The sequence below is a fragment of the Variovorax sp. P1_G12 genome (genome assembly GCF_056405555.1).
The window spans coordinates 206,320-230,418 of sequence record NZ_JBFUBW010000007.1 but is presented as its reverse complement, the minus strand read 5'-3'; the positions used below and the strand labels follow the sequence as shown (position 1 = coordinate 230,418).

Annotated in this window: 19 protein-coding genes; 5 read left to right on the top strand and 14 right to left on the bottom strand. The window is 68.4% G+C overall.

Translation table 11 applies throughout. The features are described 5' to 3' along the window. The first annotated feature begins 31 nt into the window (after positions 1-31). The 4 genes from accC to AC1D2O_RS10675 all read left to right on the top strand — a co-directional run bounded on the left by accC (position 32) and on the right by AC1D2O_RS10675 (position 4,651). Positions 32-1,381 carry an acetyl-CoA carboxylase biotin carboxylase subunit gene (gene accC, locus AC1D2O_RS10690; RefSeq protein ID WP_478156937.1) on the top strand — a complete coding sequence of 450 codons (1,350 nt, stop codon included), beginning with the start codon at positions 32-34 and terminating at the stop codon, positions 1,379-1,381. Between the two features lie 60 nt (positions 1,382-1,441). Beyond that, entirely contained in the window at positions 1,442-2,332 is an 891-nt protein-coding gene (gene prmA, locus AC1D2O_RS10685) for a 50S ribosomal protein L11 methyltransferase (protein ID WP_478156935.1), read from the top strand. Between the two features lie 137 nt (positions 2,333-2,469). Beyond that, entirely contained in the window at positions 2,470-3,699 is a 1,230-nt protein-coding gene (locus AC1D2O_RS10680; RefSeq protein ID WP_478094430.1) for a zinc-ribbon and DUF3426 domain-containing protein, read from the top strand. 43 nt (positions 3,700-3,742) lie between these two features. After that, positions 3,743-4,651, top strand: a complete 909-nt coding sequence (locus tag AC1D2O_RS10675) for a carbohydrate kinase family protein (RefSeq protein ID WP_478156933.1) — start codon at positions 3,743-3,745, stop codon at positions 4,649-4,651. 119 nt (positions 4,652-4,770) lie between these two features. Here AC1D2O_RS10675 and AC1D2O_RS10670 read toward each other — a convergent pair whose 3' ends face one another. The 8 genes from AC1D2O_RS10670 to AC1D2O_RS10635 form a co-directional block, all read right to left on the bottom strand. Continuing rightward, positions 4,771-5,277 carry a histone H1-like DNA-binding protein gene (locus AC1D2O_RS10670; RefSeq protein WP_442284989.1) on the bottom strand — a complete coding sequence of 169 codons (507 nt, stop codon included), beginning with the start codon at positions 5,275-5,277 and terminating at the stop codon, positions 4,771-4,773. Between the two features lie 199 nt (positions 5,278-5,476). Beyond that, complete coding sequence (locus tag AC1D2O_RS10665) at positions 5,477-6,703, bottom strand: ribonucleotide-diphosphate reductase subunit beta (protein ID WP_478094427.1); 1,227 nt, start codon at positions 6,701-6,703, stop codon at positions 5,477-5,479. Positions 6,704-6,852: 149 nt separating this feature from the next. Beyond that, on the bottom strand, positions 6,853-9,777 hold the full coding sequence (locus AC1D2O_RS10660; protein WP_478156931.1) for a ribonucleoside-diphosphate reductase subunit alpha: 2,925 nt from the start codon (positions 9,775-9,777) through the stop codon (positions 6,853-6,855). Positions 9,778-10,134: 357 nt separating this feature from the next. Then, positions 10,135-10,731, bottom strand: coding sequence for a 1,6-anhydro-N-acetylmuramyl-L-alanine amidase AmpD (gene ampD, locus AC1D2O_RS10655; protein ID WP_478092584.1), 597 nt, complete (start codon positions 10,729-10,731; stop codon positions 10,135-10,137). Between the two features lie 151 nt (positions 10,732-10,882). Then, positions 10,883-12,406, bottom strand: a complete 1,524-nt coding sequence (locus tag AC1D2O_RS10650; protein ID WP_478092579.1) for a sigma-54-dependent transcriptional regulator — start codon at positions 12,404-12,406, stop codon at positions 10,883-10,885. Positions 12,407-12,410: 4 nt separating this feature from the next. Beyond that, positions 12,411-14,099, bottom strand: coding sequence for a sensor histidine kinase (locus tag AC1D2O_RS10645; protein ID WP_478156929.1), 1,689 nt, complete (start codon positions 14,097-14,099; stop codon positions 12,411-12,413). Between the two features lie 22 nt (positions 14,100-14,121). Then, positions 14,122-14,358, bottom strand: coding sequence for a PP0621 family protein (locus tag AC1D2O_RS10640; RefSeq protein ID WP_478090113.1), 237 nt, complete (start codon positions 14,356-14,358; stop codon positions 14,122-14,124). Then, positions 14,355-15,164, bottom strand: coding sequence for a cytochrome C assembly family protein (locus AC1D2O_RS10635; protein ID WP_478090114.1), 810 nt, complete (start codon positions 15,162-15,164; stop codon positions 14,355-14,357). The genes AC1D2O_RS10640 and AC1D2O_RS10635 overlap by 4 nt, the downstream gene beginning before the upstream one ends. 81 nt (positions 15,165-15,245) lie before the next feature. Between AC1D2O_RS10635 and ffh the strand changes: the two genes are divergently transcribed. Next, a complete protein-coding gene (gene ffh / locus AC1D2O_RS10630) occupies positions 15,246-16,631 on the top strand; it encodes a signal recognition particle protein (protein WP_478156927.1) in 1,386 nt (461 codons plus the stop codon). A gap of 64 nt (positions 16,632-16,695) precedes the next feature. On the opposite strand, the gene mdoH is transcribed toward ffh, so the two are convergent. The 6 genes from mdoH to miaB form a co-directional block, all read right to left on the bottom strand. Further along, complete coding sequence (gene mdoH / locus AC1D2O_RS10625) at positions 16,696-18,705, bottom strand: glucans biosynthesis glucosyltransferase MdoH (RefSeq protein ID WP_478090116.1); 2,010 nt, start codon at positions 18,703-18,705, stop codon at positions 16,696-16,698. A 5-nt stretch (positions 18,706-18,710) separates the two neighbouring features. Beyond that, positions 18,711-18,914 carry a hypothetical protein gene (locus AC1D2O_RS10620; protein WP_478090117.1) on the bottom strand — a complete coding sequence of 68 codons (204 nt, stop codon included), beginning with the start codon at positions 18,912-18,914 and terminating at the stop codon, positions 18,711-18,713. Positions 18,915-19,110: 196 nt separating this feature from the next. After that, entirely contained in the window at positions 19,111-20,448 is a 1,338-nt protein-coding gene (locus AC1D2O_RS10615; protein WP_478156948.1) for a sigma 54-interacting transcriptional regulator, read from the bottom strand. Between the two features lie 89 nt (positions 20,449-20,537). Further along, positions 20,538-21,182: a hypothetical protein gene (locus AC1D2O_RS10610; RefSeq protein WP_478156925.1), complete on the bottom strand. Its 645-nt coding sequence runs from the start codon at positions 21,180-21,182 to the stop codon at positions 20,538-20,540. Between the two features lie 32 nt (positions 21,183-21,214). Then, positions 21,215-22,642, bottom strand: a complete 1,428-nt coding sequence (locus AC1D2O_RS10605) for a sensor histidine kinase (RefSeq protein WP_478090119.1) — start codon at positions 22,640-22,642, stop codon at positions 21,215-21,217. Beyond that, positions 22,642-23,979 carry a tRNA (N6-isopentenyl adenosine(37)-C2)-methylthiotransferase MiaB gene (miaB, locus tag AC1D2O_RS10600; protein WP_478090120.1) on the bottom strand — a complete coding sequence of 446 codons (1,338 nt, stop codon included), beginning with the start codon at positions 23,977-23,979 and terminating at the stop codon, positions 22,642-22,644. Before miaB ends, AC1D2O_RS10605 begins: the two co-directional genes overlap by 1 nt. Positions 23,980-24,099 lie beyond the last annotated feature (120 nt).

Genomic DNA, 24,099 nt, shown 5'->3' with positions numbered 1-24,099 from the left:
GCGTTGGCGCGATCGAGCCGCGAGGGCGCTCATGTTTAAGAAAATCCTAGTCGCCAACCGCGGGGAGATCGCGCTGCGCATCCAGCGCGCCTGCAGCGAACTCGGCATCAAGGCCGTGATGGTCTATTCCGAGGCCGACCGCGACGCCAAGTACGTCAAGCTGGCCGAAGAAGCGGTGTGCATCGGCCCGGCCTCTTCGTCGCAGAGCTACCTGAACATGCCCGCCATCATCTCGGCGGCGGAAGTGACCGACTCGGAAGCCATCCACCCGGGCTACGGATTCCTGAGCGAGAACGCCAATTTCGCGGAGCGCGTGGAACAGAGCGGCTTCCAGTTCATCGGCCCATCGCCCGAGTCGATCCGCATCATGGGCGACAAGGTGTCGGCCAAGCAGACCATGATCAAGGCCGGCGTGCCCTGCGTGCCGGGTTCCGAGGGCGAGTTGTCCGACGACGCCAATACCAACAAGCGGATCGCGCGCGCGATCGGCTACCCGGTCATCATCAAGGCGGCGGGCGGTGGCGGCGGGCGCGGCATGCGCGTGGTCCACACCGAGGCGGCGCTGGTCAACGCGATCCAGATGACCAAGGCGGAAGCCGGCGCGGCCTTCAACAATCCGGCCGTCTACATGGAGAAGTTTCTCCAGAACCCGCGCCACATCGAGATCCAGATCCTCGCCGACAAGCACAAGAACGCGGTCTACCTGGGCGAGCGCGACTGTTCCATGCAGCGGCGCCACCAGAAGGTGATCGAGGAATCGCCGGCGCCGGGCATCCCGCGCAAGCTGATCGAGAAGATCGGCGAGCGCTGCGCGGCCGCCTGCAAGAAGATCGGCTACCGCGGCGCCGGCACCTTCGAATTCCTCTACGAGAACGGCGAGTTCTACTTCATCGAGATGAACACCCGCGTGCAGGTGGAGCATCCGGTGACCGAGTTCACCACCGGCATCGACATCGTGAAGACGCAGATCATGGTGGCCGCCGGCGAGAAGCTGCCGTTCACCCAGCGCCAGATCGAGATGCGCGGCCACGCGATCGAGTGCCGCATCAACGCCGAGGATCCGTACAAGTTCACGCCCTCGCCGGGCCGCATCACCATGTGGCATCCGCCGGGCGGACCGGGCGTGCGGGTCGATTCGCATGTCTACACCAACTACTTCGTGCCGCCGAACTACGACTCGATGATCGGCAAGATCATCGTCTACGGCGACACCCGCGAACAGGCGATGGCGCGCATGCGCACGGCGCTGAACGAGACGGTGATCGAAGGCATCCAGACCAACATCGCGCTGCACCGCGAGCTGATGGTGGACGCCAAGTTCATGAGCGGCGGCACCAACATCCACTATCTTGAAGAGTGGCTTGCTTCGCACAAGAGGTGACCTGCCCCAGGTTGGCTCACTGCGTGTCGGGCGCGGCGTGGACTATTGAGAGGAATTGCTGTGTTCGAACTACGCCTGCTGGCACCTGAAGACCTGGTCGAGACGGTCAGCGACGCGCTCGATGCGCTCGACGCACTGAGCGTGTCGGTCGAAGATGCCGATGCGCAGACCGATGCCGAGCAGGCATTGTTCGGCGAACCGGGCATGCCGCCGCCCAAGGACGGCTGGCAGCGCTCGCGGGTGATCGCGCTGTTCGCCACGGAGGCGCTGGCGCGCGAAGCGGCGGCGCTGCTCCAGGCGCAGGACTTCTTCGCCGAGTGCCGCCTGCTGGGCCTGGCCGACGTGCCCGAGCAGGACTGGGTGCGATTGACGCAGTCGCAGTTCGCGCCGGTCGAGATCACGCCCGAGTTCTGGATCGTGCCGACCTGGCACGAACCGCCCGCGCAAGCCCGCCAGGTGATCCGGCTCGACCCGGGGCTGGCGTTCGGCACCGGCACCCACCCGACCACCCGCATGTGCCTGCGCTGGATCGCCACGCGCGGCACCCTCGCGGGCCGGCGCGTGCTCGACTACGGCTGCGGCTCCGGCATCCTGGCGATCGGCGCGGCGAAGTTCGGCGCTCTCGACATCGACGCGGTGGACATCGACGAGGCCGCGGTGGAATCGACCCGGCTCAATGCCGAGGCCAATGGCGTTGCCTTGAAGGCCGGCCTTCCGGAGGCTGCCGCGGGCCGCTACCAGATCGTGCTTGCGAACATCCTGGCGACGCCGCTCAAGGTGCTCGCGCCGCTGCTCTGCGGCCACGTCGCGCCGGGCGGCGAGCTGGTGCTGGCCGGCATCCTGGAACGGCAGGCCGACGAGCTGAAGGCGGCCTATGCCCCCTACGCGGCGCTCGAGGTCAGCGACAGCGAGGACGGCTGGATCCTGATGACGGCGAAAGCCCAGTCATAGGCCGGCGAAGTCCGGGGCCTCTTCGTGAAACACCGCGGAACCGGCTTCGCCGGGCCGCTGGTGTTGCCCCCGGTAGGGGGTGGGCGGGCTACACGCAGTGAGCCCAACCTGGGGGCGAGCAATACAATCCCGCCTCGATGAGCCTTGTCACCCGCTGCCCCGCATGCGACACCACTTTCAAGGTGGTGCGGGATCAGCTGCGAATCTCCGATGGCTGGGTGCGCTGCGGACGCTGCAGCCAGGTGTTCGATGCGACCGTCGATTTGCAGGAGGCGCCGGACGCCCGGCCCTCGGCGTCGGTCCCGGCCCCGCTGCCGACGCCGGAGCCGGCACCTGCGTCCGAGGCGCATTCCTTGCAGGCCGAGCCCGAGCCCGAGCCAACGGCCCCGCTCGACGCTGCCGATGAAGACAAGCCCGGCATTGCCGACGCGGACTTTTTTGACGACGAACAGGAGTCGGGCCCGGCACCGCTCGCCGAGCCTGCGGCCTTCACCGGCGTGGTCGCCGACGTGTCGTGGCCCGATCCGGACTCCCTGCTGCTCGGCGACGAAGGCCGCATCGCGGTGCGCCCTCCCGTGCCGCCGCCGCTGTCGTTCCCGGACATCGACCTGACGCTGCCCTCGCGGCCCGCGATGCCGGCCGGCGATGCCGCGCCGCAGTCCGACGACTCCGGGCATGCCCAGATGCAAAAGGCGTTGCGCCGCGCGCGCGTCAAGTCCGCCAAGATCGCCAAGGCGAAGGCCAGGGCGCAAGGGGACGCCGCGGCCGATGTTGCGCCGATGGTGCTGGCCGCGAGCGAGTCCGAGCCGACCGCTGCTGCGGCGGTGCCGCCCGAGCCCGCGCCGACCTTCTTCGGCGTCGACGAAGCCTCCTCCTGGTGGCGCCGCGCCGCAGTCCGGCGCTCGCTGTTCGCCACGGCCGTGTTGGCGGCCCTGCTTCTGCTCGTCCAGGTGCTGCACCACGAGCGCGACCTGATCGCCGCGCGTCAGCCCGCCTTGCGCCCGCTGCTCGAGACGCTGTGCCGTGTGACCGGCTGCGAGCTTTCGGCGCTGCGGCAGATCAACGACATCAAGCTCGACGGCGCCTCGTTTGCGCGCGAGAAGAGCGGCGACGGTTTCCAGCTCAACTTCACGCTGCGCAACGCCGCCGCCGTGCCGCTCGCGATGCCCGCGGTCGAGCTGTCGCTGCTCGACACGCAGGAGCGGGCCGTGGTGCGGCGCGTGCTCATGCCTTCCGAGTTCGGCGCGCCGGCGGTGCTGCCTGCACGTGCCGAGCGCGCGGCCTCGCTGTCGCTCGAGCTCGGCGGCGCCGAAGCCGCATCGATGCCGCCGGTCGCCGGCTTTCGCATCGAGGCGCTCTATCCCTGAGCGATCACCCTTCAGTTTCTTTTACCCAACCAGTGGCTCATCCATGGCAGCAGTGATTTGCGGTTCCCTCGCGTTCGACACCATCATGACTTTCGAAGGGCGGTTCGCGGACCAGATCCTTCCGGACCAGTTGCATATCCTGAACGTATCCTTCCTGGTGCCCGGCCTGCGGCGCGATTTCGGCGGCTGCGCCGGCAACATCGCCTACAGCCTCAACGCGCTGGGCGGCACGGCGCTGCCGATGGCAACCGTCGGCAGTGACGGTGCCGATTACCTCGAGCGCCTGCGCACGCTGGGCATCAGCACCGAGTTCGTGCGGCAGGTTGAGGACACCTTCACGGCCCAGGCCATGATCATGAACGACCGGGACAACAACCAGATCACGGCCTTCCATCCGGGCGCGATGCAGCAGGCCCACATCACGCGCATTGCCGCGCGCGAGGATATCCGGCTCGGCATCGTGGCGCCCGACGGCCGCGAGGCCATGCTGCAGCACGCCGAGCAGTTCAAGGCGGCCGACATCCCCTTCGTCTTCGATCCGGGCCAGGGCCTGCCGATGTTCGACGGCAAGGAGCTGGCGCATTTCGTCGAGCTGGCGAGCTGGGTCGTGGTCAACGACTACGAAGGCAAGATGCTGTCGCAGCGCACCGGCTGGAGCCTGGCCGAGATCTCGAAGCGGGTGCGAGGCCTGGTCGTGACGCTGGCCGCCGAAGGCTGCGAGGTCTGGATCGGGGGCGAGCGCGAGCACGTGCCGGCGGTGAAGCCGGCGGCGGTGATCGAGCCCACCGGCTGCGGCGATGCCTGGCGCGGCGCGCTGCTGTTCGGCCTCGAGCAAGGCTGGTCGCTGGCACGCTGCGCGGCGCTCGGCAATCACCTGGGTGCGCTCAAGATCGCGCAACGCGGCCCGCAGAACTACCAGGTGGACCGCAAGGCCCTGGGCCTGGCGGCCTGAGCAAGGCCAATCCGGCGCCCAAAAGAAGAGCCCGACACCCGACGCGGTGTCGGGAGGCCCAATGAAAAAGCCCGACACCTTGCGGTGTCGGGCTTTTGCCTTCAAGGCCGCTGAAAAACTCAGGGCTTGCTGGCCGTCGGGAACGGCCACGCAGCCTGCGGGTTCAGCGTCGTCTGCGCAGCAGGGGCAGGCGCTACGGCAGCCTTGGCAGGCGCCTTTGCGGCCTTCTTGGCAGCAGGCTTCTTGGCGGCAGGCTTGGCAGCGGGCTTCTTCGCGGCTTTCTTGGCAGCGGGCTTCTTTGCCGCAGCCTTTTTCGCCGGCGCCTTCTTGGCGGGGGCCTTCTTCGCAGCGGCCTTCTTGGCCGGCGCCTTCTTGGCGGCTGCCTTCTTGGCAGGAGCCTTCTTCGCCGGGGCCTTCTTCGCCACTACCTTCTTGGCAGGAGCCTTCTTCGCCGGTGCCTTCTTGGCGGCGACCTTCTTGGCCGCTACCTTCTTCGCCGGAGCCTTCTTGGCCGCGACCTTCTTTGCCGGCGCCTTCTTGGCTACGACCTTCTTGGCGGGAGCCTTCTTTGCCGGGGCCTTCTTTGCAGCGGCTTTCTTAGCCGGCGCTTTCTTTGCAGTTGCCATTTCTATTTCTCCTTGATCAAGTTGAAAAAATCAACCTTTTGAAGCACTCCACGCATGTTGGTCAGCGTGAAGCGATTCATGGCGTTGGAACGGTTTCCAGCACCATGAACACCTGCACCCTCAGCGATGCCGCACTCTCCGGTGCGGTGTGTCGATGAGAGTTATTTCTGGATGCACTTTGTTTTTTATCGGAAGAGATTCAATCCCAGGAGAGCGCACCGCCCGACTGGTACTCGATCACGCGGGTTTCGAAGAAGTTGCGCTCCTTCTTGAGGTCGATCATCTCGCTCATCCAGGGGAACGGGTTTTCCTCGTTCGGGAAGAGCGTTTCGAGGCCGATCTGCTGCGCGCGCCGGTTGGCGATGTAGCGCAGGTAGCCCTTGAACATGGAGGCGTTCATGCCGAGCACGCCGCGCGGCATGGTGTCCTCGGCGTACTTGTATTCGAGCTCGACGGCCTTCATGAAGAGGGCCTTGATCTCGGCCTTGAACTCGGCCGTCCAGAGATTCGGGTTCTCGAGCTTCAGCTGGTTGATCAGGTCGATGCCGAAATTGCAGTGCATCGACTCGTCGCGCAGGATGTACTGGTACTGCTCGGCGGCGCCGGTCATCTTGTTCTGCCGGCCCAGCGCCAGGATCTGCGTGAAGCCGACGTAGAAGAACAGGCCTTCCATCAGGCAGGCGAAGACGATCAGCGACTTGAGCAGGGTCTGGTCGGTCTCGTGCGTGCCGGTCTTGAAGTTCGGATCGCTGATGGCGTCGATGAACGGGATCAGGAACTGGTCCTTCTCGCGGATCGAGGCCACTTCGTTGTAGGCGTTGAAGATCTCGCTCTCGTCCAGGCCGAGCGATTCGACGATGTACTGGTAGGCGTGCGTGTGGATCGCTTCCTCGAAGGCCTGGCGCAGCAGGAACTGGCGGCATTCGGGCGCCGTGATGTGGCGGTAGGTGCCCAGCACGATGTTGTTGGCGGCCAGCGAGTCGGCGGTGACGAAGAAGCCGAGGTTGCGCTTGACGATGCGGCGCTCGTCCTCGGTCAGGCCGTTCGGGTCTTTCCAGAGCGCGATGTCGCGCGTCATGTTCACTTCCTGCGGCATCCAGTGGTTGGCGCAGGTGGCGAGGTATTTTTCCCAGGCCCACTTGTACTTGAACGGCACCAGCTGGTTGACGTCGGTCTGGCCGTTGATGATGCGCTTGTCGGCGGCCTTGACGCGATGCGTCGCGGGTGCAGCTTGCGTGGCCGGAGCCGGACGCACCGCCGCGCCGTCATCGAGCGTGCGTGCGGCGAGGGGCGCTTGAGGGGCAATTTGCGAAGTCGGGAACTCCGACGAGCCGGCGACTGGCGCGCCGCTGTTCGATGGGTGCCGCAGTCCTTGCTGCAGATCCTTTGGCAAGGAGGGCTTGACTTCTTCGTCCCAGGTCAACATAGAAAAATCCAATGCTCAAATTATGTGAGCAACGATGTGAGTTGCAAAGTGCTCCTCACGTCGCGCTTCAATTATGTGGTCGTTATGTTGTTCGCATGCATCGCAATTTGTCGGTCGATGCCGCGAACCACCACAACTTCACGCCGACATCACTGGCAAGCTTCGCAGGTCGGATCGTCGACGCCGCAGAACGCGATGTCGGTGGCGGGCATCGAACTCAGTTGCGCTTGCGCTGCGAGCGCCGCGGCTTCGAGCGCGCTCATGCCCGACGGCGCATCGCTGCCGCCCGAGGACACCGCGTTGAGGCGGCCCGATTGCACGGTCGATTTCTCGGCGTGCGTCGCGCTCTGCGTACGCAGGTAGTAGGTGGTCTTGAGGCCGCGCAGCCAGGCCAGCTTGTAGGTGTCGTCGAGCTTCTTGCCCGATGCGCCGGCCATGTAGATGTTGAGCGACTGCGCCTGGTCGATCCACTTCTGGCGCCGCGAGGCCGCTTCGACCAGCCAGGTGGTCTCGATCTCGAAGGCGGTGGCGTAGAGCGCCTTGACGTCCTGCGGCACGCGGTCGATCGGCCGCAGCGAACCGTCGAAATGCTTCAGGTCCATCACCATCACGTCGTCCCACAGGCCCAGGCGCTTGAGGTCGCGCACCAGGTAGTGGTTGATGACCGTGAACTCGCCCGACAGGTTCGACTTGACCGAGAGGTTGCCGAAGCAGGGCTCGATCGAGGCGTCGACGCCGATGATGTTGGAGATGGTCGCGGTCGGTGCGATGGCCACGCAGTTGGAGTTGCGCATGCCGTCGGCCTTGATCTTCTGGCGCAGCGCGTCCCAGTCGAGCGTGGCCGAGCGGTCGACCTCGACGTAGCCGCCACGGGCCTTCTCGAGCAGGTCGAGGGTGTCGGGCGGCAGGATGCCCTTGTCCCACAGCGAGCCCTTGTAGCTCGAGTACTTGCCGCGCTCGCGCGCCAGGTCGGTCGAGGCCCAGTAGGCGTGGTAGCAGATCGCTTCCATCGATTCGTCGGCGAACTGAACCGCTTCCTGCGAGGCGTAGGGGATGCGCAGCTCATAGAGCGCGTCCTGGAAGCCCATCAGGCCGAGGCCGACCGGGCGGTGGCGCAGGTTGGAGTCGCGCGCCTTCTTGACCGCGTAGTAGTTGATGTCGATCACGTTGTCGAGCATGCGCATCGCGGTCGAGATGGTGCGCTGGAGCTTGGCCTGGTCGACCTTGCCGTCCTTCAGATGCTGCAGCAGGTTGACCGAGCCGAGGTTGCAGACCGCGGTTTCGGTGTCGCTGGTGTTGAGCGTGATCTCGGTGCAGAGGTTCGACGAATGGACCACGCCGGCATGCTGCTGCGGCGAGCGCACGTTGCACGCGTCCTTGAAGGTGATCCAGGGATGGCCGGTCTCGAACAGCATCGTGAGCATCTTGCGCCAGAGGTCCGAGGCCTGCAGCGTGCGGCTGGGCGTGATCTCGCCGCGCGCGGCCTTTTCTTCGTAGGCCACGTAGGCGGTCTCGAAGTCGAGGCCGAACTTGTCGTGCAGGTCGGGCACGTTCGACGGCGAGAACAGGGTCCAGGTGCCCTTTTCCATCACGCGGCGCATGAACAGGTCGGGGATCCAGTTGGCCGTGTTCATGTCGTGGGTGCGGCGGCGGTCGTCGCCGGTGTTCTTGCGCAGCTCGAGGAATTCCTCGATGTCGAGATGCCAGCTTTCCAGGTAGGTGCAGACCGCGCCCTTGCGCTTGCCGCCCTGGTTGACCGCCACAGCGGTGTCGTTGACCACCTTGAGGAAAGGCACCACGCCCTGCGATTCGCCGTTGGTGCCCTTGATGTGGCTGCCGAGCGCGCGCACGCGGGTCCAGTCGTTGCCCAGGCCGCCGGCGAACTTCGACAGCAGCGCGTTTTCCTTGATCGACTCGTAGATGCCGTCGAGGTCGTCGGGCACGGTCGTCAGGTAGCAGCTCGACAGCTGCGAGCGCAGGGTGCCGCTGTTGAACAGGGTCGGGGTGCTCGACATGAAGTCGAACGAGGACATCACCTCGTAGAACTCGATGGCGCGGGCTTCGCGGTCGATCTCGTTGAGCGAGAGGCCCATCGCGACGCGCATGAAGAAGGCCTGCGGCAGCTCGATGCGCGACTTGCGCACGTGCAGGAAGTAGCGGTCGTAGAGGGTCTGCAGGCCGAGGTAGTCGAACTGCAGGTCGCGCTCGGGCTTGAGCGCAGCGCCCAGGCGGGCGAGGTCGAACTGCTGCAGCTTCTCGTCGAGCAGCTCGTTGTCGACGCCCTTCTTGATGAACTGCGGGAAGTAGTCGGCGTAGGCCTGGGCCCGTTCGGCCAGCGGCACTTCGCGGCCGATCACTTCCTTGAAGATCGTGTGCAGCAGCAGGCGGGCGGTGGCGAAGGTGTAGTCGGGGTCCTTCTCGATCAGCGTGCGGGCGGCCAGGATCGAGGCCTTGTAGACCTCGTCCAGCGGCACACCGTCGTAGAGGTTGCGCATGGTCTCGGCCACGATCGGGCCGGAAGTGATGCTGTCGCCCAAGTTGGTGCAGGCGGACTCGATCAGGCTCTTGAGCTCGTTGAGGTCGAGCGCGACGCGCTCGCCGCGGTCGAGCACGTGCAGCGTGGACACCGCGATCGGCGCGTCCTGCTCGCCCTGCTTGCTGCGCTCCTGGGAGCGGCGTTCGCGGTAGAGCACGTAGGCGCGCGCGATCTCGTGGTGGCCGCCGCGCATCAGGCCGAGCTCGACCTGGTCCTGCACGTCCTCGATGTGGAAGGTGCCGCCGCCCGGACGCGAGCGCACCATCGCGCGCACCACGGCCTGGGTCAGGGTGTCGACCGTCTCGCGCACGCTGGCCGAGGCCGCGCCCTGGGTGCCGTGCACCGCAAGGAAGGCCTTCATCATCGCGATCGCGATCTTGTTCGGCTCGAAGGGAACGACCGCACCGTTGCGGCGAATGATCTGGTAGTGGGCCAGCGCATCGCCGGCGGGCGAGCCGGCGACGTCGCGCTGCTGCGGCGTCGAGGAAGCAGCGTGGGAGGCGCGGGGGGCGGAGGGGGTGTTCAGGGCAGTTTGCATGCGAATCCTCGGTTGGCAATTCTTGTTGGGGCGGCGGTGCCAGCGCGGCCATGGTTTTGGGCGTCGGGCGTCGGGCGCCGGGCAGGGCACACTATATCTAGGGTCTCGTGGGGCTACAACCCACTAGATGTAGTGTTTTCGACAATTTTCAATGATTGTGAACCAGGGCGAGCAGGCGTCGGATCGCGCGTCTGCCCCATGGCCAGTGAAAGACGTTATCGCAGTCCGCGACAGCCGGGCGTTTCAGCCGCATTTGGGCTTGGAAACCGCATGGTTGCTGAGCTTGAGCGGTTGCGTGGGTGCCGATGTCGAGTCGCATCGACGACGCATCGCACCCCGCCACCCGATTGAAAAAAACTAGCGGGCCATCGCGGCGGGGGGAAACATCGCCCGATTCCAGCCGAGTTGGCGCTGCAGCAGGTGCCAGTCGAAGCCGGCGCCCGGGTCTTCCTTGCGGCCCGGCGCGATGTGTTCGTGGCCGGCGATGAAGCCGATGGCATGGCGCTGCGCGATCGCCGGGCACAGGCTGGTCAACGTTTCGTACTGGGCGCTTTCGAACGGGCCGCCTTCGATGCCCTCGAGCTCGATGCCGATCGAATCGTCGTTGCAGTTCGCGCGGCCGCGCCACCAGGATGCGCCGGCGTGCCAGGCGCGGTCGTCGCAGCCGACGAACTGCCACAGCTCGCCGTTGCGCCGCACATAGAAGTGCGCCGAGACCTCGAGACCGCGGATGCTGTCGAAATAGGGGTGCGCATCCCAATCGAGGCGGTTGGTGAACAGTTGCTGGACTTCGTCGCCGCCGTAGCGTCCCGGTGGCAGGCTGATCGAATGCAGCACGATCAGGTCGATGTGGGCGCCGGCCGGACGCGGCCCGAAGTTGGGCGAGCGCAATTGCCGCGCGAATTGATACCAGCCGTCCCGCCAGAGACCGGTGGCCGCTTCGGGCTCAGGCAGCGACCCACACGCAGTGGGGGAGCGTGGGGGCTCAGTCTCAGGCCGGCGCCGGGCCGCCAGAGCGGCGAAGTCCGCGCTTCGCACGGACGGGCGGCCTGCAGCGTCCCCCTCGGGGGGCAGCGACCCACTCGCAGTGGGGGAGCGTGGGGGCTCAGTCATCACCGAGGGCATTGGCGTCGTCGCCGTTCGGTGTCGCGATGCCCAGGCGCGCGATCCGGTAGCGGATCTGCCGCAGGCTGAGCCCGAGCCGGTTGGCCGCGGCGGTGCGGTTGAATCCGGTCTCCTGCAGCGCGCGGACCAGGATCTCGCGCTCCTGCTGGTCGAGGTAGCTCTGCAGGTCGTTCGGCACCGCGGGCGCGGCTCTCGACGCCGTTGCGGCGGCGGGGGCTGCCGCGTACGCCGGCGGCGCCGGTTCCGACAGCAACGGTTCGGCCAGCAGCGCCGTGCTGTCGACGAAATCGAGGTGCAGCATGTCGCCGTCGCTCAGCGCCACCGCGCGGTGCAGCAGGTTCTCGAGTTCGCGCACGTTGCCGTTGAGCGGATGCTCGGCGAGCCGCAGCAGCACCTCGGCCGACAGCGTCGGCACCGGCATGTCGGCGTCGCGCCCGATGCGTGCCAGCAAGGCCTTGCACAGCGCCGGCAGGTCGCCGCGCCGTTCGCGCAGGGCCGGCACCGCGATCTCGATCACATTGAGGCGGTAGAACAGGTCCTGCCGGAAACGTCCGGCCTGCACCTCCGCGTGCAGGTCCTTGTGGGTGGCGCTCACGATGCGGACGTCGACCGCGTCTTCCTGGGTCGAGCCGATCGGGCGCACGCTGCGCTCCTGGATCGCGCGCAGCAGCTTGGACTGCATCGCCAGCGGCAGGTCGCCGATCTCGTCGAGGAACAGCGTGCCGCCGCGCGCGGCCTGGAAGTAGCCGTCGCGGTCCTGGGAGGAGCCGGTGTAGGAGCCCTTGCGGGCGCCGAAGAATTCGGCCTCGAGCAGGTTCTCCGGGATGGCGCCGCAATTGACCGCGACGAAGGGGCCGTCGCTGCGCTGGCTGCAGGCGTGCACGGCCCGCGCGACCAGTTCCTTGCCGGTTCCGGATTCGCCGCGGACCAGCACCGGCGCCATGCCGCGGGCCACCTTGGCGATGCGCGCCTTGACGACGCGCATCGGCTCCGAGTCGCCCACCAGGCGCTCGAGCGCGGCCGCGCCGCCGCTGCCGACCGTGCTCGCGATCTTGGCGCCGTCGTCCGCCCGCTCGTCGACGGGGCGCACCGCGCGGGCGCTCGCGAGCTGCGCCGTGGCCTGCACCGCGGAAGCCACCACGGCCCGGAACTGCTTCAGGTCGACCGGCTTCGTCAGGTAGTCGAAGGCGCCCGCCTTGAGGGCCTCGACCGCGTTCTCGGCCGAGCCGTAGGCCGTCATCACGACGCAGCGCTCGCCGCGCTGGTCCTGCTGAATGCGCAGCAGGATCTCCATGCCGAGTCCGTCGGGCAGGCGCATGTCGGTGATCACGGCATCGAAGCGGCCGGCTTCCAGGTGCTGCGAAGCCTCGGCGACACTGCCCGCGGCCTGCACGCGGTAGCCCTCGCGCAGCAGCGTGAGTTCGTAGAGCGTGCGCAGATCGGGCTCGTCGTCGACGACGAGGATCTGGGCGGGGCGCGGGGCGGACGGGTGCGGGGTGCTCACGCCGCTATTGTGTCAGCCGGGTCTCGGCGGCGGCAAACGCAATGGAGAACTCGTTGCCCTCGGGGCCGCCCGGCGACAGTGCGCGGCGTTCGTAGCCGATCGTCGCGCCGTGCCGCTCGCACAGCTCCCGGCACAGGAACAGACCCAGGCCGCTCGAGCGGCTTTCGGACGAGAAGAATGGCTCGAACAGGTGGCGCTGCACCGCCGGCTCGAGCGGCGCGCCGTCGCTCCAGATCTGCAGCGTGGCCCGGCCGGTGGGACTGAGCCGGGTGGCCACCTGGATCGAGCCGTCGCGGTCTCCCGCATAGCGCGCCGCATTGTCGAGCAGGTTGACGAGGATGCGGCGCAGATGCTCGACATCGAAGCGCACGGCGCTGTCCGGGGCATCGAGCGCCAGCAGGACGCCCTGGCGCTGCGCCTGCAGCACCCATTCTTCGGCCAGCGCGCGGACCGTCGGATCGAGCGCCACCTGTTCGCCGAGCGGCAGCACGCGCTGCTGCCGCGCCCGCGCGACATCGAGCACGTCGTCGACGATGCGCGACAGGCGCTGGGCGTTCTGCTGCACCATGGTCGTCAGCTGGCGGTGCCCCGGGTCGACCAGGTCCTCGGCCAGCAGGGCGCTGGCCTGGGTGATGGCGGCCAGCGGATTGCGGATCTCGTGCGCCACTGCGGCCGACATGCGGCCCATGGCGGCCAGCTTTTCGGTGCGGATGCGGGCCTCGAGTTCGCGCAGGTCCTGCAGGAACATCACGCAGAGGCCCTCGGACTGGGGGTCGGGCGAGCGGGTCAGCCGCGTGCGCACGCGGACCTCGCGCGCGGCGCCCTGGGCCTGGGCGACGGGGATCTCCTTCGACTGCGGCGTGCGCCGTGCGAACGTCTGGCGCGCCAGCTCGGCCAGGGAGACCCAGGCCGGATGGGCGCTGAGCGTGAAAGGCACCTCGAGGTCGGCCAGGCCCTGGCCCAGGATCGCGTCGGCGGCCGGATTGGCTGCGTGGACCTGGCCCTGCGAATCGAGCACCAGAACGCCTTCGCTGAGGGTCTCGATCACCAGGTCGTTGACCAGCGCGTGCATCTGCGCCGCGCTGCGGCTGTGCTGGGCCAGCGCCTCTTCGCGCGTGAGCCGGCGCGCCATCTCGTGGGCGAGCAACGCGACCACGAACAGGCCGGTGCCGGTCAGCGCCGCCTGCACGAAGCGCGGCGAGGTGTCGGACGGCTGCTCCAGCCAGTACCAGGCCGCATGGCCCAGCAGCAGCAGCGTGGCCGCCGCGGTGGTGCCGAGCCCGACGGCACCGGTGCCCAGCACGGCGCCCATCAGGACCGGCAGCGCGAACAGCGGCGAGTAGTTGATGCTCCCCACCTGGAGCACCTGCAGCGCGGTGAAGATGACCAGGTCGACGCCGATGGTGGAGAACCAGGCGCGGCCCAGGCCGCGCAGCAGCTGGAACGGCGCAAAGCGCGCGGCCAGCAGCGCCGCCACCAGGTAGCCCGTGCACAGCGCGACCGCCACCGGTTGCGGCGTCTGCCCGAGCGCCAGGGCCACGGCCTGCAGCAGCAGCAGCACCGCGGCCACGAAGCAGCGCGCGGCCACGAAGCCGCGCCACAGGCGCAGCAGCGCGGTACTTTGGCCGCTGAATCGTTCGAGCGAACTCCAGTCGGTCGCCGGTTCGCCCCGGGCGCGCAGGAACGCGGTCATGCCTGGCGCGCCGGGCGGGAGTTCATTTCTTGCCGGCTTGGCGATGCGCCGGGCTGCAGTAGACGGCGCCATCGGGGCCGCTGATCGCATCGGCGGCGGGCAGGTGGAGGCCGCAGTGCGCGCAGCGCACCATGGCCTGCGGCGCACCGACGGCCGGGGGCTTGCGCGGCGGCGGACGCGACTGCATTTCCTCGCGCCGGTTCTTGCGCCAGAGCCAGATCGCGATGAAGACCACCGCGAAGACGAGCAGGTATTTCATGGGGTTGCGCGCGTCAGCACGACTTCAAGCACGAAGCGCGAGCCGACGTAGGCCAGCAGCAGCAATGCCGAGCCCGCGTAAAGCACGCGCCGTGCGGTGCGGCCGCGCCAGCCGAAGCGTGCGCGGCCGGTCAGGAGGATCGCGAAGGTGAGCCAGGCCAGCACCGAGAACACGGTCTTGTGGTCCCACTTCCAGCCGCGCGCCGTGCCGCCGTACAGCGTCTCGCTGAACAGCAGCCCGGCCAGCAGCGTGGCCGACAGCAGGACGAAGCCCGCGGTCACGAAACGGAAGGTGAGCCGCTCCATGGTCAGCAGCGGCACGCCGCCCTGCGGCTCGGCGGCGAGCCGGATCTGCTTCTCGGCCCGCGTCATGAGCCAGGCATGGACCACTGCGGCACCGAACAGGCCGTACGAAGCAATGCCGAGCGCGAGGTGCAGCGGCAGCCATGGCGAGGCCGAAACATGCAGCGGCGTGCCGGGGAACAGCACCGCCAGCAGCACCGCGGCCGCGCCCAGCGCCGCGAGCGCGCGCCGGACCTTGAGCTGCGGATAGAGGCTGCTTTCGATGGCGTAGACCGTCAGCACCAGCCAGGCCGTGACCGAAATGGCCGGGGCAAAGCCGAAGCGCGGGCCTCCGCCGACCAGCCCGGCGCCCAGCGTCAAGGCGTGCAGCAGCCAGGCCAGCACCAGCATCCACTGGGTCGAGGAACGGCTGAGCCGGGAGGCGGCGGCGGCGGTGACGCCATAGGCGGCGGCGGTGGCGATGCCCAGTGCCACGCCGAGCGGGGAGGGGATCGCTAAAATCATCGGCTGGAGTTTAGCTTCTCGCCTTCTGCGGAAGCCCGCTGCTCCCGTCTTCATACCGGTCCCGTCCAGCGGGAAGCATCCATGGCCAGCGCCCTCACCGAAAAATTCACCCGCCTCGTCAAACAGGTCAGCGGCCAGGCCCGCATCACCGAAAGCAATGTCCAGGACATGCTGCGCGAGGTGCGCATGGCCCTGCTCGAGGCCGACGTCGCCTTGCCCGTCGTGCGCGATTTCGTCGCCCGCGTGAAGGAAAAGGCGCTCGGCCAGGAAGTGCTCGGTTCGCTGAAGCCGGGCCAGGCGCTGGTCGGTATCGTGAACCGCGAGCTGGCCGCCACCATGGGCGAGGGCGTGGCCGACATCAACCTGGCGGCCCAGCCGCCGGCCGTGATCCTGATGGCCGGCCTGCAGGGCGCCGGCAAGACCACCACCACCGCCAAGCTGGCCAAGCACCTGATCGAGAAGCGCAAGAAGAAGGTGCTGACGGTGTCGGGCGACGTCTACCGGCCGGCCGCGATCGAGCAGCTCAAAACCGTGACCAAGCAGGCCGGCGCCGAGTGGTTTCCGAGCACGCCGGACCAGAAGCCGCTCGACATCGCGCGCGCCGCGCTCGATCACGCCAAGCGCCACTTCTTCGACGTGCTGCTGGTCGACACCGCCGGCCGGCTGGCGATCGACGAGGTCCTGATGACCGAGATCCAGCAGCTGCATGCGGCGCTCGATCCGGTCGAGACGCTGTTCGTGGTCGACGCGATGCAGGGCCAGGACGCGATCAACACCGCCCGCGCCTTCAAGGAGGCGCTGCCGCTGACCGGCATCATCCTGACCAAGACCGACGGCGACTCGCGCGGCGGCGCCGCGCTGTCGGTGCGCCAGGTCACGGGCGTGCCGATCAAGTTCGCCGGCGTCAGCGAGAAGATCGACGGCCTCGAGGTGTTCGACGCCGAGCGCCATGCCGGCCGCATCCTGGGCATGGGCGACATCGTCGCGCTGGTCGAGCAGGTCACGGCCGGCGTCGACGTCGCGGCGGCGCAGAAGCTGGCGGCCAAGGTGAAGAGCGGTGCCGGCTTCGACCTCAACGACTTCCTCGGCCAGCTGCAGCAGATGAAGCAGATGGGCGGGCTGTCGAGCATCCTCGACAAGCTGCCGGCCCAGATGGCGGCCAAGGCGACCGAGGCCGACATGACCCGGGCCGAGCGCGACATCCGGCGCAAGGAGGGGATCATCAACAGCATGACGCCGCTGGAGCGCCGCAAGCCCGAACTGCTCAAGGCCACGCGCAAGCGCCGCATCGCGGCCGGCGCCGGCGTCCAGGTCCAGGAAGTGAACCGGCTGCTCAACGAGTTCGAGCAGATGCAGGGGATGATGAAGAAGATGAAGGGCGGCGGCCTCATGAAGATGATGAAGCGCATGGGCGGCATGAAGGGGATGCCGCCGATGGGCGGAGGCGGCGGGATGCCGCGCTTCTGAGCACGATCGTTTCGACCATGAAAAAACCGCCCGAGGGCGGTTTTTTCATGGGGGGACGAGAGGCTCAGACTGCCGCCGGGCGGGCCAGCCGCAACGCGTGCATCCAGGCCCTGCGCAGCACGGCCGGCGAGCGCGACTCCTCGGGGATCAGCAGGAAGCCGCGGTCGCGCAGCGCATTGCCGAGCGCGATCTGGCTGGTCAGCACCGTCAGCGGGATCGCCAGCAGCAGCGGCAGGCCGACCGGCATCAGCCAGGTCAGCGCGCTGGCATCGATCAGCGCGATGCCGACCGCCAGCGCGGCGATCACCAGGGTCATCGGCGCCAGCTGCTGCAGCGCGATGCGCCACGGCACGGCGGCCGCTTCGCGCGGGGGCGACTTCCAGTCGAGCTTGAGGCCGGTCATGGCGACGACGACGAACAGCGAGTGCGCGAGCATCCGCACCGGCGCCTGCACGATGGCCAGCGCGCTTTCGAGCAGGGCGCTCTTGAGCAGGCCGCCGATGCCGCCGAACTGGCGCTGCTCGCCGCGCAGCACCACCGCCACGATGCCCAGCACGCGCGGCAGGAACAGCAGGCACAGGGTCCACAGCCAGAGGCCGGCCAGCTCCATCGGCATCGCGAGCCAGTGCTCGACCACGCTCGAGCCGCTGAGCCACAGGGCGGTGCCCAGGGTCAGGAAGGCCAGCCACAGCGGTGCCGAGGCATAGGCCATGGTGCCGGTGACGAACATCGCGCGGTGCACCGGATGCAGGCCGGGTTCGGCCATCAGGCGGGCGTTCTGCAGGTTGCCCTGGCACCAGCGGCGGTCGCGCTGCAGTTCGGACAGCAGGTCCGGCGGCTGCTGCTCGTAGCTGCCGACCAGGTCGGCCACCAGCCACACGTGATAGCCGGCACGGCGCATCAGCGCGGCCTCGACGAAGTCGTGCGACATGATGCCGCCCGACATGCCGCCGGAGCCCTTGATCGGCGCCAGCGCGCAGTGCTCCATGAAGGGCTGGACGCGGATGATCGCGTTGTGGCCCCAGTAGTGCGACTCGCCGAGCTGCCAGAACTGCATGCCTAGCGTGAACAGGCGGCCCGTCATGCGCGAGGCGAACTGCTGGGCGCGGGCGTGCAGCGTGACATGGCCGATGGCCTGGGTCGCGGTCTGGATGATCCCGGCCGTCGGGTTGGCTTCCATCAGCTTGACCATCGAGGTCAGGCAGTCGCCGCTCATGACGCTGTCGGCGTCGAGCACCACCATGTAGCGGTAGTCCTTGCCCCAGCGGCGGCAGAAGTCGGCCACGTTGCCGGCCTTGCGGTGCGTGCGGCGGGTGCGCAGGCGGTAGTAGACCTCGACCTGGGGCTGGCTCGGGTTGTTCGCGTAGTTGAGGGCCAGCGCGGCGCGCAGGTCTTCCCAGGCGGCGCGCTCGGCGGCGGCGATCTCGGGCGTGTAGCTGTCGGACAGCACGAAGACGTCGAACTGCTGTGCGTGGCCGGTGGCGGCCACCGATTCGCAGGTCGCGCGCAGGCCGGCGAACACCGTCGACACGTCCTCGTTGCAGATCGGCATGATGATCGCCGTGCGCGCTTCGGGGTTCATCGGGTGGTCGGCCACCTGCTTGCCCGACAGCGCGTGCTTGTCACCGCGCACCGAGACGTAGAAGCCCATCAGCGCGGTCACGAAACCGGTCACGACCCAGCCCGACAGGACGGCGTAGAGCGCGATTTGGCTGTATTCGAGCCACAGGTTGTCGTAGTCGGGCTGGACGCGGGCGAAGAGCGTGCCGGCGATCACGGTGCTCAGCAGCGTCAGCGCCATGAAGGCGAAGCGTCGCTGGGCGGCCGCGCGCTGCCAGGGCTGCTGGATGCCGGTCGCGGCCCGGGGGGCGGCTGCCTTGCCGGCGCCGAGCTTGACCAGCAGGGCGGTGCCGATGCTGTTCCAGAAGCCGCGCCAGGGGCGCGGCGTCATCGAGCCCCGGTTGATCGGGGGGGCCGTCACCGAATTGGGGTGGCGTTCCTCGCGCAGCGGGCTGCGGTGCGAGAAATCAGCTTCCGCCAGCAGCTTCGGCTGGACGTACAGATGGGGCTTCACGCGGTTCAGCCCCGTTGCCGGTCGAGGGAGGGCGTGTCGCCGATTGCCGGAAAGCGCTTGAACACGCTTTCGGGCGCGATGCTGCCGGCGCCCGCCAGGGCTGCCAGCGAATGACCCGCGGCGCGGGGCCGCGAGAGGGAAAACTGCTTTTGACGCAGGCCGTCGCGCTGCGGACGCAGTGCGAAAGTGGGGCTGGTGAGTGCTGTCATGCCTCTACAGGGGCAAACCCTGTGCCAGCCCGGAAAAACCCTTTGAAATCAATTGCTTGGACTGATTTTTCGGTTTTTCAGGGGGGGTGGGCGGCCAGAACCGCGGCCAAACCCCCCGAATTTGTCGCCTGGACCCGACAGCCACCGAGCCTGACTGACAAAACCCAATCAAATCAACAACTTGGCGTGTCGCTGGTCAGCGACCGTTTTCGCTGCCCGGCGACGCGGCGTCGGCCTTGAAGTGTCCCGGCGTGAGTTCGTGCTTCTGCAGCAGGCGGTAGAACTCGGTCCGGTTGCGGTCCGCGAGGCGGGCCGCGTCGGCGACATTGCCGTCGGTCAGCTTGAGCAGGCCGACCAGGTAGTCGCGCTCGAAGCGCTGCTTGGCCTCGGCGTAGGTCTGGACCTCGACGCTCGGCACCCGCAGGGCGCGCTGCACCAGGGCCAGCGGGATCAGCGGCGAGCTCGAGAGGGCGCAGACCTGCTCGACGACGTTGAACAGCTGCCGCACGTTGCCGGGCCAGGAGGCGGTGGTCAGCGCCTTCAGCGCCTCCGGCGCGAAGCCCGACAGGCGCTTGTTGTACTTGGTCGACAGCCGCTGCAGGAAGTGGTTGGCCAGCAACGGAATGTCCTCGCGCCGCGCCGACAGCGGCGGCAGGCTCAGTGTCACGACATTGAGGCGGTAGTACAGGTCTTCGCGGAACTGTCCGGCCTCCATCGCGGCATCGAGGTCGCGGTGGGTGGCCGAGATGATCCGGACGTCGACCGCGATCGACTGGCTGGCGCCGAGCGGCCGCACCGCGCGCTCCTGCAGCACCCGCAGCAGCTTGACCTGCAGCGCCGGCGGCATGTCCCCGATCTCGTCCAGGAGCAGGGTGCCGCCGTCGGCCTGCTGGAACAGGCCCTTGTGGTTGGCGACCGCGTCGGTGAAGGCGCCCTTCATGTGGCCGAACAGCTCGGATTCCAGCAGCGCTTCGGGGATGGCGCCGCAATTGACCGCCACGAAGGGCTTGTCGGCGCGCGCGCTGGCGCGGTGGATGGCGCGCGCCAGCACCTCCTTGCCGGCGCCGCTGTCGCCGCGCAGCAGCACGCTGGCATCCGACTTGGCGACCATTCTGGCCTCGGCCAGCAGCTCGGCCATGCGGTTGCTGCGGCTCACGATCTCGGCGCGCCAGCTTTCGTCGCCGGCCTTGCCGGGCGTGGCGGCCGGCGCGCCCAGGGCCAGCGCCTGGCCGATCTTCTCGAGCAGCTCGCGGGCGTCGTAGGGCTTGGTGAGGTAGGTGAAGACGCCGCGCGCCGTGGCCTCGACGGCGTCGGGAATGGTGCCGTGCGCGGTCAGCAGGATCACGGGCAAGGTCGGATGGCGCTTGCGGACCTCGTCGAACAGCGCCAGGCCGTCGCGGCCCGGCAGCCGGACGTCGCTGAGCACCAGCTGGGGATGCTCGATCTCGAGCTGGGTCAGCGCCGATTCGGCCGAGGTCACGGCCGTGACCTGGTAGCCGGCGGAGGTGAGCCGCATCGACAGCAGGCGCAGCATGTCGGCGTCGTCGTCGACCACCAGCAGGCGGGCGCCGCGCGCCGGCGCGTCGGGCGGCAGCTTCGGGAGCGACGACGATGGCGCGCTGCTCACGGGGCGGCTTTCGGCATCGTCGGGGCCGTGGCCGGCGCCGGACGCGCAAAGCTGCGTTCGATCGCCCGCAGCGCCTCGATCCGGTCGTTGAGCTGGTCGATGCGCCGCTGGCTGTCGCGCAGTTGCTGCGCCTGCTTGTCGCGCTCGTCCTCGACCTTGCGCTGCTCCGCATAGCGCGCCGACAGGGTACGGGCCAGCGGCTGAAGCGGCTGGGCGTCGGCCGAGGGATTGGCGATCACGCGCTGCAGCAGCCCGCTGGCGCGCGCAAGGTCGGCCGACGAGCGGGTCTGGGCCAGCACGATCGCCATCTGCATCTGGACCGTGGGTGTCTCGACCAGATCGCCGAGCCGGTTGAGCTCGGCCGCGAGTTCGGGTGGGCCGAGCGGACGCACCTTGTCGGCGTAGGCCAGGATCGCGCCCACCGGGCCCTGGGTCCATTGGGTGAAAAGGCCCGCGGGCTGCGTCGCGGGCGCCAGCGGCTCGGCCTCGACCGGGGTGATCGCCGGCGGCGCAGGCGGCGGGGTGACGGCCACCGCGACCGCCTCGGCCGGCGGCTTGCGAGGGATGGCGCAGCCGGCCAGCAGCAGCGGCACGACGAAGGTCATGGCGGCGGCGGATCTGCGAAAGATCGGAGAGAACATGAAACTAGGAAAAGGCGCGTGGGCGATGGATTTCAGGCGGAGCGCGGCAGCGCGATGCGGAATCGCGCACCCGGCCCCTCCGGCAGCAGCGTGACGCGGCCACCATGGGCTGCAATGTACTCCTGCACGATCGAAAGGCCGATGCCGGTGCCCTTGACCGAATGCTGGGGCTGTCGTTCGCCGCGGTAGAAAGGCTCGAAGACCCGGTCGCGATCGCCCTCGGCGATACCCGGGCCGGCGTCGGCGATGTCGATCTGCGCGGTGTCGGCGGTGCTCGACACCGTGATCGTGATGGTGCCGCCGCGGGCCGAGAAGCGGATCGCGTTCGACAGCAGGTTGGCCAGCGCGGTGCCGAGCTTGACCGGGTCGACCACCACCGAGATCGGCTCGCCCTCGGCGCGCACGGTGAGGCCGTTGGCCTGCCATTGCAGCCGCTGGGTCTCGATCTGCTCCTCGACCAGCGGCAGCAGCGGCGTGCGCTCGCGGCGCAGCTCGCGGGCTTCGAAGGCGGCCGCGTTGAAGCGCAGCAGGGCCTCGATCTGGCCCTGCAGCGCGACCGTGTTCTGCTGCAGGATCTGCGTCACCTCGAGCTGGGCCGGGTTGAGGGCGCCGGTCACGCCGTCTTCCAGCAGCGAAACGCCTTCGCGCAGTGCGGCCAGCGGGGTCTTGAGTTCATGCGAGACGTGTCGCAGGAAACGTGCCTTGTCGGCGTCGAGCTCGGTCAGCCGCAGCCGCAGCCACTCGAGCTGCTGCGACACCCGCCGGACGTCGGCCGGTCCTTGGATGTCGATCGGGACGTCGAGCCGGTTCTCGCCGAGGCCGACGATCGCGCGCTCGAGCCGCTTGAATGGCCGCGCCAGCCAGATGCCGAAGGCCAGCGCCAGCGAAACGGCCAGCGCGCTGGCGGCGATCACGAGCCGCATCAGGCGCTTGCGCGCGGTCTCGATGCGCTGGGCCAGCTCGTTGTTCTGGGTCTCGATCAGGAACTGCGCCTGCTGCGCGATCTGGGTGTTGAGGGCGTCGAGCTCCCGGAACTGCACCGCCATCGAACTCTCGCGTGCCAGCGAGGTCTCGGGGGCGCCGCTCATCAGGCCCTGGATGACGTCGAACTGCTCGCGCCACTTGTCGGGGCCGTCGGGACCGAGGCCGTTGCTGCCGAGCCGGCCCAGCACCTGGCGGGCGTCGCGCGCGGCGTCCTCGAAGCGGCGCCGCAGCACGGCGTCGTTGAGCACCAGCGACTGGCGGCCGGCGCGCTCCATCGCGGCGCTGCGCTCGGCCAGCGACTGGGCGGCGCCCGACAGCGTGAGCGCGCGCGCCGCGGCATCGCGGCTCTGGGTCATCAGCACGTCGTACTGGAACACGGCGCGCAGGGCCACGCCCACCAGCAGCGCGGTGATCAGCAGGAACGCGAACAGCAGCAACTGCTGGAAAGAGCCGCGCGCCGAAGTCAGTTTCGCCATCAGGCGACCGATTCGGCCGTCACGACCTCGCCGCGCAGCGTGTAGGCCAGCGAGCGCGTGATGCGCACATCGATCATCTGCCCGACCAGCCGGGCGTCGCCCTCGAAGTTGACCACCCGGTTGCACTCGGTGCGGCCCATGAGCTCGTGCGCATCCTTGCGCGAGGCGCCTTCGACCAGCACCCGCTGCACGCTGGCGACCCGGCTTTCGCCGAAGCGCCGGACGTTGCCGTCGATCACGGCCTGCAGCTGCTGCAGCCGCGCCAGCTTGACCGCATGCGGCGTGTCATCGTGCAGCGCCGCCGCCGGCGTGCCGGGCCGCGGGCTGAAGATGAAGCTGAAGCTGGCGTCGAATTCGAGGTCGTCGATCAGCTTCATCATCTTGCCGAAGTCCTCGTCGGTCTCGCCCGGGAAGCCGACGATGAAGTCGCTGCTGAGCGCGAGATCGGGGCGGATCGCGCGCAGCTTGCGCACCGTGCTCTTGTATTCCATGGCGGTGTAGCCGCGCTTCATCGCCATCAGGATGCGGTCGCTGCCGTGCTGCACCGGCAGGTGCAGGTGGCTCACGAGCTGCGGCACGCGCGCATAGGCGTCGATCAGCCGCGCGGTGAACTCGTTGGGGTGGCTGGTGGTGTAGCGGATGCGCTCGATGCCCGGGATCTCGGCGATGTACTCGATCAGGGTGGCGAAGTCGGCGATCTCCGCCGTGTCGCCCATCCGGCCGCGGTAGGCATTCACGTTCTGCCCCAGCAAGGTGACCTCGCGCACGCCCTGCTCGACCAGTCCGGCGACCTCGACCAGCACATCGTCCAGCGGCCGGTTGATCTCCTCGCCGCGGGTGTAGGGGACCACGCAGTAGCTGCAGTACTTCGAGCAGCCTTCCATGATCGAGACGAAGGCGGTGACGCCGTCGACACGCGCCGGCGGCAGGTGGTCGAATTTCTCGATCTCGGGGAAGCTGATGTCCACTTGCGGCCGGCCCTCGCGCTCGCGCTGGCTCAGCATCTCGGGCAGCCGGTGCAGGGTCTGGGGCCCGAAGACCACGTCGACATAGGGCGCACGCGCGATGATCGCCGCGCCCTCCTGGCTGGCGACGCAGCCGCCGACGCCGATCTTCACGCCCTTGGCCTTCAGGTGCTTGACGCGGCCGAGGTCGGAGAACACCTTTTCCTGCGCCTTCTCGCGCACCGAGCAGGTGTTGAAGAGGATCAGGTCGGCCTCGTCCACGTTGGTGGTCGGTTCGTAGCCTTCGGCGGCGCGCAGCACGTCGGCCATCTTGTCCGAGTCGTACTCGTTCATCTGGCAGCCGAAGGTCTTGATGAAAACTTTGGGGGTCATGGGGATCTCCCTCGAGATAAGAATGTCACTGACTCCGCCGGACGCTCGCGGGACACCGCGGAACTGGCTCCGCCAGGCCGCTGGTGTCGCCCCCGGCGAGGGGGGCGGCTACACGAAGTG

Bases quoted from the DNA above. Each gene is read 5' to 3' on its own strand.
- AC1D2O_RS10645 (WP_478156929.1), bottom strand. From the start codon at position 14,099: ATGACCGCGTTCCTGCGCGCCCGGGGCGAACCGGCGACCGACTGGAGT.
- accC (WP_478156937.1), top strand. From the start codon at position 32: ATGTTTAAGAAAATCCTAGTCGCCAACCGCGGGGAGATCGCGCTGCGC.
- AC1D2O_RS10605 (WP_478090119.1), bottom strand. From the start codon at position 22,642: ATGGCGAAACTGACTTCGGCGCGCGGCTCTTTCCAGCAGTTGCTGCTG.
- AC1D2O_RS10610 (WP_478156925.1), bottom strand. From the start codon at position 21,182: ATGTTCTCTCCGATCTTTCGCAGATCCGCCGCCGCCATGACCTTCGTC.
- AC1D2O_RS10680 (WP_478094430.1), top strand. From the start codon at position 2,470: ATGAGCCTTGTCACCCGCTGCCCCGCATGCGACACCACTTTCAAGGTG.
- AC1D2O_RS10620 (WP_478090117.1), bottom strand. From the start codon at position 18,914: ATGACAGCACTCACCAGCCCCACTTTCGCACTGCGTCCGCAGCGCGAC.
- AC1D2O_RS10660 (WP_478156931.1), bottom strand. From the start codon at position 9,777: ATGCAAACTGCCCTGAACACCCCCTCCGCCCCCCGCGCCTCCCACGCT.
- AC1D2O_RS10635 (WP_478090114.1), bottom strand. From the start codon at position 15,164: ATGATTTTAGCGATCCCCTCCCCGCTCGGCGTGGCACTGGGCATCGCC.
- miaB (WP_478090120.1), bottom strand. From the start codon at position 23,979: ATGACCCCCAAAGTTTTCATCAAGACCTTCGGCTGCCAGATGAACGAG.
- AC1D2O_RS10640 (WP_478090113.1), bottom strand. From the start codon at position 14,358: ATGAAATACCTGCTCGTCTTCGCGGTGGTCTTCATCGCGATCTGGCTC.
- AC1D2O_RS10670 (WP_442284989.1), bottom strand. From the start codon at position 5,277: ATGGCAACTGCAAAGAAAGCGCCGGCTAAGAAAGCCGCTGCAAAGAAG.
- AC1D2O_RS10665 (WP_478094427.1), bottom strand. From the start codon at position 6,703: ATGTTGACCTGGGACGAAGAAGTCAAGCCCTCCTTGCCAAAGGATCTG.
- AC1D2O_RS10675 (WP_478156933.1), top strand. From the start codon at position 3,743: ATGGCAGCAGTGATTTGCGGTTCCCTCGCGTTCGACACCATCATGACT.
- AC1D2O_RS10615 (WP_478156948.1), bottom strand. From the start codon at position 20,448: ATGCTGCGCCTGCTGTCGATGCGGCTCACCTCCGCCGGCTACCAGGTC.
- ffh (WP_478156927.1), top strand. From the start codon at position 15,246: ATGGCCAGCGCCCTCACCGAAAAATTCACCCGCCTCGTCAAACAGGTC.